Below are 9,011 nucleotides of genomic sequence, written 5' to 3'. Positions count from 1 at the left end.
ATTATCTTTCAATGGTCAAGCTGGGTTGCATCCGATTGTTTTACAAGAGGTTATGCAATTAAGGGACACAGCCTAGCCTGCGGCGTAATTATGGTATCGATAATTTTAGCTATGGCCCGCTGGTGGGCAGCGGCTCTTACCGCTACGGGCTAACGGATTATTTGACGCTCGAAGCCCATGGCGAGGGGGCGCAGGAGCTTGCGCTGGGTGGGGTAGGGGCGGTGGTAAAAATAGGTCGTCTTGGGGTGGTGAACGGATCCTGGACCGAGAGCAGAATGCACAAAGACAGTGGCAACCAGCTCAACTGGGGATATCAGTACAGCACCAGCTCCTTCAGTCTTGCGACACAACATATCCGCCGCGATCGTGGCTTTGGCAACCTCGCTCTCTACGATCAAAATTATTACTACAATAATTCGCCGAATGGCTACGTTCAGCCTGTCGCCAGCCTGAGTCGCAGCAGCGATCAATATTCGCTCTCATGGAGCCTGGGTGATTTTGGCACCATGGGGGCGGCCTGGATTGGCGTACGCAGCTTTGATAACAGCAAGACCGAACTGCTTAACCTCTCCTGGAGTAAAAGTTTATGGGGCGCCAGCAGCCTTTATGTCTCCGGTAGCCACGACAGGCAGCGAGGAGACTGGACGGTGGCGATGTCCATCCAGATCCCGTTTGGCGAGCGGGATAATGCCACCTTTACCGTGGATCATTCCCCGGACTATGGTAGTTCGCAGCGCGTGAACTACAGCCATGCTATGCCGTCCGACGGTGGCTTTAGCTGGAACACATCGTTGGGTCGACAATCGCAGGGCGAGAGCTACCAGCAGGGCACGCTGGGTTGGCGTAATAACAATATCGAACTGCAGGGCGGCGTCTATGGCTACAGCAGCATGAGGACGTGGTGGGGCGAGGCAATGGGCTCGGTGGTATTGATGGATAATGAACTGCTGGCAGCTAACAAGATAACCGATGCCTTCGTGGTCGTCAGTACCGACGGCAAAGCAGACATCCCGGTAAATTATGAAAATCAGCCCATCGGTAAAACCAACAAAAATGGTTATCTGCTGATAAGCGGCGTGTCGTCCTACTATCCGGCCACCTACAGCATTGATACGCTCAATCTTCCTGCCGACACCAGCGTCGCGCAAACCGAACAGCGGGTCGCACTGCGCCGCCATACCGGTTATCTGGTGGATTTTCCGATGGAGCAGGAGCGTGTCGCTAACGTCATTCTCCATGACGAACAGAACAACCCGTTGCCAGTGACCAGTGAGGTCAGCCGGGAAGGGAAAAAATCAACCGTGGTGGGTTATGACGGCATCGCGTGGATTGAAAATCTGGACGATGTCAGCGTGTTGAACGTCAGATTGCCGGATGGTTCGCACTGTCGCGTGAGCTTCGCGCTCGAACCGAATCCGGAGCATAAACTGCAAACTTACGGCCCACTGATTTGTAAGAGGAGCAACTGATGCGCAACGTCGTGCTCACCCTGATATTACTACTGGGATTTGTCCCCCAGGCCTGGTCTGCGTGTACCGCCAGCTTTTCAACGCCCAGTCCATCCTTTGGCACCTCGGTATCCTCCTTTACACTCAATTCCACCGAGCAGGCGGCTACAACCAACTTGTTGCTTGATTGCGATTCTGCACTGTCGCTACTGACCAACGACTTCGCTACGCTCACCATGACGGGCGCCTCGACGCTGGTCTCTAACCGGGGAGTGATGAAGCGCAGCGATGATTTGACCGTGACGGATACCATCGCGGTTAAACTGTGCGGCGTCTTAGGCTGTACGTCGGGGGAGATTACCAACGGCGGTACGGGTTATACCTGGAGCGGGACGTTTCTGCTGACGCTACTGGGCTCCAAACGCTACACGCTGCCACTCTATTTGCGCACGGTAACCGGGCAAAGCGTGTCGGCTGGCCCTTACACCGGGACACTTAACCTCAATCTCTATTACAACATTTGCGCGGTCGGTACCGTGCTGACCGGGTGCTCCACGCCACAAACCGGCAACCTGGTACTGAACCTGCCGATTAGTATGACGATAACCAATGACTGCACGGCGATCACCGCACCGGCAGTGGCGTTCGGCAGCGCGCCTGTCGCCAAAAGCTTCCCGACCATTTCGCAGGCCATCACCGTTACCTGTACCAAAGGGTATGCGTACACGCTGGGGATTGATAATGGGGTTAACGCCAGCGGCACCACACGGAAAATGGCGAACGGGAGTAACAGTCTTAGCTATGAAATTTACAAGGGCAGCACCACCTCACGCTGGGGCTCTACAGGCTCTGAGCGTTTGAGCAATACAGCCTCTTCGCAAGTCAGCACCGACGGTACATTACGGACTTTTAACTATACGGCACAGGTTTTGCCTTCCCAGACCACGCCGCCGGCGGGAACCTACAGCGACACCCTGACCATCGATATTGGCCTGTAACCGGGCCCGGTCATTAGCAGGCGGTTGTATGCCTGCTTAAAAGATGATGTAGAGAACGTGTAATTCCTTTTCGCAAATGTAAAGTTCCTTTGACCCTTGCCGATAACAGCGTTAACAAGTTTTCAGGAAGGTGTTGCATGTTGAACCGTATTCGCGTTGTCACAATGCTGATGAGTGTACTGGTGGTGTTCGCACTGCTACAGTTGCTCTCCGGCGGTCTTTTATTCTCTTCTCTTAAACAGAATCAGCAAAGTTTTGCGGTTTCCAACGATCTGCGCATGCAACAAACCGAACTGGCGAAAACCTGGGAACTGATGCTGCAAACGCGTATCAACCTGAGTCGTTCGTCCGCTCGCATGATGATGGACCCGAACAACCAGCAAAGTAGTGCCAAAACAGAGCTGTTAAAAAGCGCCAAAGCCAGTCTGGCTGATGCCGGTAAACATTATGATGCCTTCCGCGCCATGCCTGTCGTGCCTGCGATGGAAGACGCGCGTCAGGCGCTGGATGAAAAGTATAAAACCTATGCGGCGGGTCTTACGGAACTGGTGCAGTTCCTTGAAGGCGGCAACATGGACGGCTATTTCGCGCAGTCAACCCAGGGCATGCAAAATGGCCTCGGTGACGCACTGGGTAAATATGCCCAGTTAAGTGAATCACTGTATCGCTCTGCCTACGATGAAAGCGTCAGTGATTACACCTTCGCCAAATGGCAGATGGCAGCGCTTGCGCTGGCCCTGGTCGTGGTGCTGATGCTGGTCTGGTACGGTATTCGCCGGATTCTGCTGGCACCGTTAACCGCGGTCATTAAACATATTCGCGAAATCGCCAGCGGCAACCTGACCCACAACCTGGTGGTGGAAGGGCGCAGCGAGATGACCGATCTGGCCGAAAGCGTTGAGCATATGCAGCGCTCGCTTATTGATACGGTAACCAATGTGCGTGCCGGTTCTGATGCCATCCATTCGGGTACCAGTGAAATCGCCGCGGGCAACAATGACCTGTCATCCCGTACCGAAGAACAGGCTTCGGCGCTGGAAGAGACGGCCGCCAGCATGGAAGAACTGACCGCAACGGTGAAACAAAACGCCGAAAACGCCCGTCAGGCCTCGCTGTTGGCAAAAAGCGCCTCCGATACCGCTGAACGCGGCGGTAAAGTGGTGGATGGCGTGGTGAAAACGATGCATGACATCGCCGCCAGTTCGCAGAAAATTGCCGATATTACCGGTGTTATCGACGGTATTGCCTTCCAGACTAACATCCTTGCGCTCAACGCCGCGGTAGAAGCTGCCCGTGCGGGCGAGCAGGGGCGTGGCTTCGCGGTCGTCGCCGGGGAAGTGCGCAATCTGGCCAGCCGCAGTGCGCAGGCGGCAAAAGAAATTAAAGGATTAATTGAAGATTCTGTTTCCCGTGTGGATACCGGCTCAGTGCTGGTGGAAAGCGCAGGGGAAACCATGAACGATATCGTGAATGCGGTAACCCGTGTGAACGACATTATGGGTGAGATTGCTTCGGCCTCTGATGAACAGAGCCGTGGCATCGACCAGGTTGCGCTGGCGGTATCCGAAATGGATCGCGTCACGCAGCAAAACGCATCGCTGGTGCAACAATCTGCAGCCGCCGCGGCTGCATTAGAAGAACAAGCCAGCAGATTGACTCAGGCGATCTCCACTTTCCGCCTTTCTTCTGTGCCTGCAAGAACCGCGCAGGGAGCGCTGAATCCGGCGGCAGCCGTCGCAACGACTCCCTCACGAGCTCGTCAGCTAACTACCGGACAAGATGATAACTGGGAAACTTTTTAGCAGTCTTAACCAGCGGTATGTTGCCGCCTGATGGGAGCGTTGATGTTAAACCGTATTAGAATTTCGACGACACTTTTTTTGATTTTGATTGTTTGTGGCATTTTGCAGGTAGGGAGCAACGGTTTATCGTTTTGGGCGTTTCGGGAAAGTACGGGCCACTTAATAGAAGTAGAAAAAAGTAATAACCAGCGTACCGCTTTGATGCAAACCCGCGCATATTTATTGCAGGCGAGCACCGCACTTAACAAAGCCGGCACCCTGACATCGTTAAGTTATCCGCCTGACGACATTAAGGCGCTGATGAGCCAGGCGAAAACGCATTTGAAGGCTGCGGATGCGATCATTAAGGATCTTTTGGGCACCCCTGCGATGACGCCGGAAGGTAAAAATTTGCAGGACGGGACAAAAGCAGCTTATGACGCGTGGCATGGTGATCTGGAGCACCAGCCGCGTGGCTCGAGAGCAATCAGTTGTCCGATTTTATGTCGGCACCTGTTGAGCAGTCTCAGCGTGCTTTTGACGCGAACTTTGATGCCTGGCAGCAGCACATCAACAAGTTTATTGAATCGGCAAAGGCTGATGGTCAAAGCAACTACCAGCGTTCGGCGATAATCTTTGCGGTGGTGGTGATTCTGGCCGCGCTGCTGACATCCGCCGCGCTGTTCTGGTCGCGCAAAATGATCGTTCAGCCGCTGGCTATTATTAGTAGTCACTTTGACAGCATCGCCGAAGGTAATCTGGCCCGACCGATTTCGGTATTTGGTAAAAATGAAATCTCGGCCATTTTTGCCAGCCTTAAAAAGATGCAGACTGCACTGCGCTCTACCGTGACCGAAGTCCGCCAGGGCAGCTATGCTATGCACACCGGTATTTCGGAGATTGCCGAAGGCAACAACGATTTGTCGGCGCGCACTGAACAGCAGGCAGCCTCGCTGGCGCAAACGGCAGCCAGCATGGAAGAATTGACCGCCACCGTCGGACAAAACGCCGATAACGCGCGTCAGGCGTCTGGTCTGGCGCAGAGCGCGGCGGAAACGGCACGTAAAGGTGGGCAGCAGGCATCAAATGTGGCAAGCACTATGCATGACATTGCCACCAGTTCGCAAAAAATTGGCGATATTATCAGCGTGATTGACGGTATTGCCTTCCAGACCAATATCCTGGCGCTGAACGCGGCGGTTGAAGCGGCGCGTGCAGGCGAGCAGGGGCGCGGTTACGCCGTGGTAGCCGGAGAGGTGCGTAACCTCGCCAGCCGCAGTGCGCAGGCAGCAAAAGAGATTAAAGGTCTGATTGAAGAGTCGGTTTCACGCGTTGAGCAGGGGTCCGTGCTGGTGGATACCTCGGCAAAAACCATGATGGAGATTGTTCGCTCCGTCACGCAGGTGAACGATATTATGGGCGAAATTGCCTCTGCTTCGGATGAACAGCGCCGTGGCATTGAGCAGGTCGCACTGGACGTCAGCCAGATGGATCAGGTGACCCAACAGAATGCGGCGCTAGTTGAAGAAGCCGCTGTGGCCACCGACCAGTTAGCTCACCAGGCGGATCATCTGACCTCGCTGGTGGCGGTATTTAAGATTGAAGAGCATGTCGCATCATCCGATGTGGCACTTCCCAAAGGCGTGCCAGTTGTTTCATAAATCAGGTTAAGAAGGCGCTATGACATCATCACTGCCTACCGGGCAAACGTCATCACTCATGCAACAGATGACCCAGCGCCTTGCGCTGTCCGACGCGCATTTTCGTCGGATATGTCAGTTGATTTACCAGCGTGCGGGGATTGTGCTCGCCGACCACAAGCGGGACATGGTGTACAACCGCCTGGTTCGTCGTTTGCGTTCGCTTGGACTGGATGATTTCGGTCGCTACCTGAGCATGCTGGAAGCGAACCAAAATAGCGCTGAGTGGCAGGCGTTTATTAACTCGCTGACCACCAACCTCACCGCCTTTTTCCGGGAAGCTCACCACTTCCCGGTCCTTGCGGAACATGCGCGCAAGCGCACCGGTGAATATCGCGTCTGGAGTGCGGCGGCATCGACCGGGGAAGAACCTTATTCCATCGTCATTACCCTCGCCGATGCATTGGGTATGGCGCCGGGTCGCTTTAAGGTGATTGCCAGCGACATCGATACCGAAGTACTGGAAAAAGCCCGTAGCGGTATTTATCGCCAGGACGAACTGAAAACGCTGTCGCCACAACAGCTGCAGCGTTACTTCATGCGTGGTACCGGGCCGCATGCTGGTCTGGTACGCGTGCGTCAGGAACTGGCGAACTATGTTGATTTCACGTCGATGAATTTGCTCGATAAACAATATAACGTCCCTGGGCCGTTCGACGCGATTTTTTGCCGTAACGTAATGATTTATTTTGATAAAACGACGCAGCAGGATATTTTGCATCGTTTTGCACCATTGCTTAAGCCTGACGGATTACTCTTTGCCGGGCATTCGGAGAATTTCAGCAACCTCGTGCGTGAGTTTAGCCTGCGTGGGCAAACCGTTTACGCGCTGAGTAAGGATAAAGCATGAGTAAAATCAGGGTAATGTCCGTCGATGATTCTGCATTGATGCGTCAAATCATGACCGAAATTATCAATAGCCACAGCGATATGGAAATGGTGGCGACGGCGCCGGATCCGTTGGTTGCACGGGATTTAATTAAAAAATTTAACCCTGATGTGCTGACGCTTGATGTGGAAATGCCGCGAATGGACGGTCTGGATTTCCTAGAAAAACTGATGCGCCTGCGTCCGATGCCGGTAGTGATGGTCTCTTCCCTGACGGGAAAAGGCTCTGAGGTCACGTTGCGCGCGCTGGAACTGGGGGCGATTGATTTCGTCACTAAACCCCAGCTCGGTATTCGTGAAGGCATGCTGGCCTACAGCGAAATGATTGCCGAAAAAGTGCGTACTGCCTCACGTGCCCGTCTGGCGGCGCATAAACCGATGGCCGCGCCGCCGGCAACACTCAAGTCTGGTCCGCTATTAAGTTCGGAAAAATTGCTGGCAATTGGGGCGTCAACCGGAGGAACAGAGGCAATTCGTCATGTACTCCAGCCATTGCCGCTTTCAAGTCCGGGTATTCTTATTACCCAGCATATGCCGCCAGGGTTCACCCGTTCGTTTGCAGAGCGCCTGAATAAGTTGTGCCAGATTACCGTCAAAGAGGCGGAAGATGGCGAGCGCGTCCTGCCGGGGCATGCGTATATTGCACCGGGCGATAAGCATATGGAGCTGGCGCGTAGCGGGGCAAACTATCAGATTAAAATCCACGATGGGCCACCGGTGAATCGTCACCGTCCTGCCGTGGACGTATTGTTTCATTCGGTCGCGAAACACGCCGGGCGCAACGCCGTGGGGGTTATCCTCACAGGGATGGGCAACGACGGTGCGGCCGGAATGTTAGCGATGCACCAGGCTGGTGCCTGGACCATTGCACAAAATGAGGCAAGTTGTGTGGTGTTCGGCATGCCGCGCGAAGCTATCAATATGGGTGGCGTCAGCGAAGTGGTCGATCTTAGCCAGGTAAGCCAGCAGATGTTGGCAAAAATTAGTGCCGGACAGGCAATACGTATTTAACGAGGAGTGATGTTTTATGGCGGATAAAGAGCTCAAATTTCTGGTTGTGGACGACTTTTCCACGATGCGTCGTATCGTGCGCAACCTGTTAAAAGAGCTGGGGTTCAACAACGTCGAGGAAGCCGAAGACGGCGTTGACGCGCTGAACAAACTCCAGACCGGTGGTTTTGGTTTCGTCATTTCCGACTGGAACATGCCGAATATGGACGGACTGGAGCTGCTCAAAACGATTCGTGCTGACGGCAATATGTCTTCGCTGCCGGTACTGATGGTCACGGCAGAAGCGAAAAAAGAGAACATTATTGCAGCAGCTCAGGCTGGTGCGAGCGGCTATGTAGTGAAACCTTTCACTGCTGCAACCCTGGAAGAGAAACTCGGTAAGATTTTCGAGAAACTCGGCATGTGAGGACTGGACGATGATTCAACCTTCAATTAAACCTACGGAAGAACATTCAGTCAGCGATATCATTGCCCGTATCGGCAGCCTGACACGTATGCTGCGTGATAGTTTGCGTGAATTGGGATTGGATCAGGCGATTGCAGAAGCGGCGGAAGCGATTCCGGATGCCCGCGATCGTCTTGATTATGTGGTACAGATGACAGCGCAGGCGGCTGAACGCGCACTTAATAGCGTGGAAGCGTCACAACCGCATCAGGATGCGATGGAAAAAGGAGCGAAGTCGCTGTCAAAACGTTGGGATGAGTGGTTTGAAAATCCTATCGAATTGGGCGATGCCCGTGAACTGGTGACCGATACCCGCAAATTCCTTGGGGATGTCCCGGGCCACACCAGCTTTACCAACGCACAGCTGTTAGACATCATGATGGCGCAGGATTTCCAGGACCTTACGGGTCAGGTTATCAAACGCATGATGGATGTGATTCAGGAAATCGAACGTCAGCTGCTGATGGTGCTGATCGAAAACATTCCCGATCAGTCTGCTCGTCCGAAACGTGAAAACGAAAGCCTGCTCAACGGGCCGCAGCTCGACGCGAGCAAAGCGGGCGTGGTGGCAAGCCAGGATCAGGTTGACGATCTGCTCGACAGCCTCGGTTTCTGATGCTTAACAGGCCGTGAGAAGACGGGGAGGTGTTATACATCTCCCCGTTTTTATATTTGCATGAACACCACCTCCTATGGAGGTGGTCAGCAATAAGTTGGCTCTGCCAATAATGCTACTCATG

Annotated in this window: 6 protein-coding genes and 2 pseudogenes; all 8 read left to right on the top strand. The window is 53.9% G+C overall.

Annotation, left to right across the window (positions count from 1 at the left end):
• Positions 1-65: 65 nt before the first annotated feature.
• Positions 66-1,469 (top strand): annotated as a pseudogene (locus ACSZPU_RS20455) (fimbria/pilus outer membrane usher protein); the annotation flags it as partial.
• Positions 1,469-2,446, top strand: coding sequence for a Csu type fimbrial protein (locus tag ACSZPU_RS20450; protein ID WP_499002603.1), 978 nt, complete (start codon positions 1,469-1,471; stop codon positions 2,444-2,446). The pseudogene ACSZPU_RS20455 and the gene ACSZPU_RS20450, both read left to right, overlap by 1 nt.
• A gap of 137 nt (positions 2,447-2,583) precedes the next feature.
• Complete coding sequence (gene tar, locus ACSZPU_RS20445; protein WP_499002601.1) at positions 2,584-4,248, top strand: methyl-accepting chemotaxis protein II; 1,665 nt, start codon at positions 2,584-2,586, stop codon at positions 4,246-4,248.
• A 42-nt stretch (positions 4,249-4,290) separates the two neighbouring features.
• Positions 4,291-5,888: pseudogene (gene tap, locus ACSZPU_RS20440) on the top strand (methyl-accepting chemotaxis protein IV).
• A 19-nt stretch (positions 5,889-5,907) separates the two neighbouring features.
• Positions 5,908-6,777 (top strand): protein-glutamate O-methyltransferase CheR, encoded by an 870-nt coding sequence (gene cheR, locus ACSZPU_RS20435; RefSeq protein WP_499002598.1) that lies wholly within the window; start codon positions 5,908-5,910, stop codon positions 6,775-6,777.
• On the top strand, positions 6,774-7,826 hold the full coding sequence (locus ACSZPU_RS20430; protein WP_499002595.1) for a protein-glutamate methylesterase/protein-glutamine glutaminase: 1,053 nt from the start codon (positions 6,774-6,776) through the stop codon (positions 7,824-7,826). Before cheR ends, ACSZPU_RS20430 begins: the two co-directional genes overlap by 4 nt.
• Positions 7,827-7,842: 16 nt before the next feature.
• Positions 7,843-8,232 carry a chemotaxis response regulator CheY gene (gene cheY / locus ACSZPU_RS20425; RefSeq protein WP_039078693.1) on the top strand — a complete coding sequence of 130 codons (390 nt, stop codon included), beginning with the start codon at positions 7,843-7,845 and terminating at the stop codon, positions 8,230-8,232.
• A 10-nt stretch (positions 8,233-8,242) separates the two neighbouring features.
• A complete protein-coding gene (gene cheZ, locus ACSZPU_RS20420) occupies positions 8,243-8,887 on the top strand; it encodes a protein phosphatase CheZ (RefSeq protein WP_499002593.1) in 645 nt (214 codons plus the stop codon).
• Positions 8,888-9,011: the final 124 nt, after the last annotated feature.

The organism is Phytobacter sp. V69 (assembly GCF_965644215.1).
GTDB lineage: Bacteria > Pseudomonadota > Gammaproteobacteria > Enterobacterales > Enterobacteriaceae > Phytobacter.
Note: the sequence above shows the minus strand (reverse complement) of the source record. Positions and strands in the feature narration are given on the sequence as shown.

Coding starts and splice junctions, on each gene's coding strand:
- ACSZPU_RS20450 (WP_499002603.1), top strand. CDS start 1,469: ATGCGCAACGTCGTGCTCACCCTGATATTACTACTGGGATTTGTCCCC.
- tar (WP_499002601.1), top strand. CDS start 2,584: ATGTTGAACCGTATTCGCGTTGTCACAATGCTGATGAGTGTACTGGTG.
- cheR (WP_499002598.1), top strand. CDS start 5,908: ATGACATCATCACTGCCTACCGGGCAAACGTCATCACTCATGCAACAG.
- ACSZPU_RS20430 (WP_499002595.1), top strand. CDS start 6,774: ATGAGTAAAATCAGGGTAATGTCCGTCGATGATTCTGCATTGATGCGT.
- cheY (WP_039078693.1), top strand. CDS start 7,843: ATGGCGGATAAAGAGCTCAAATTTCTGGTTGTGGACGACTTTTCCACG.
- cheZ (WP_499002593.1), top strand. CDS start 8,243: ATGATTCAACCTTCAATTAAACCTACGGAAGAACATTCAGTCAGCGAT.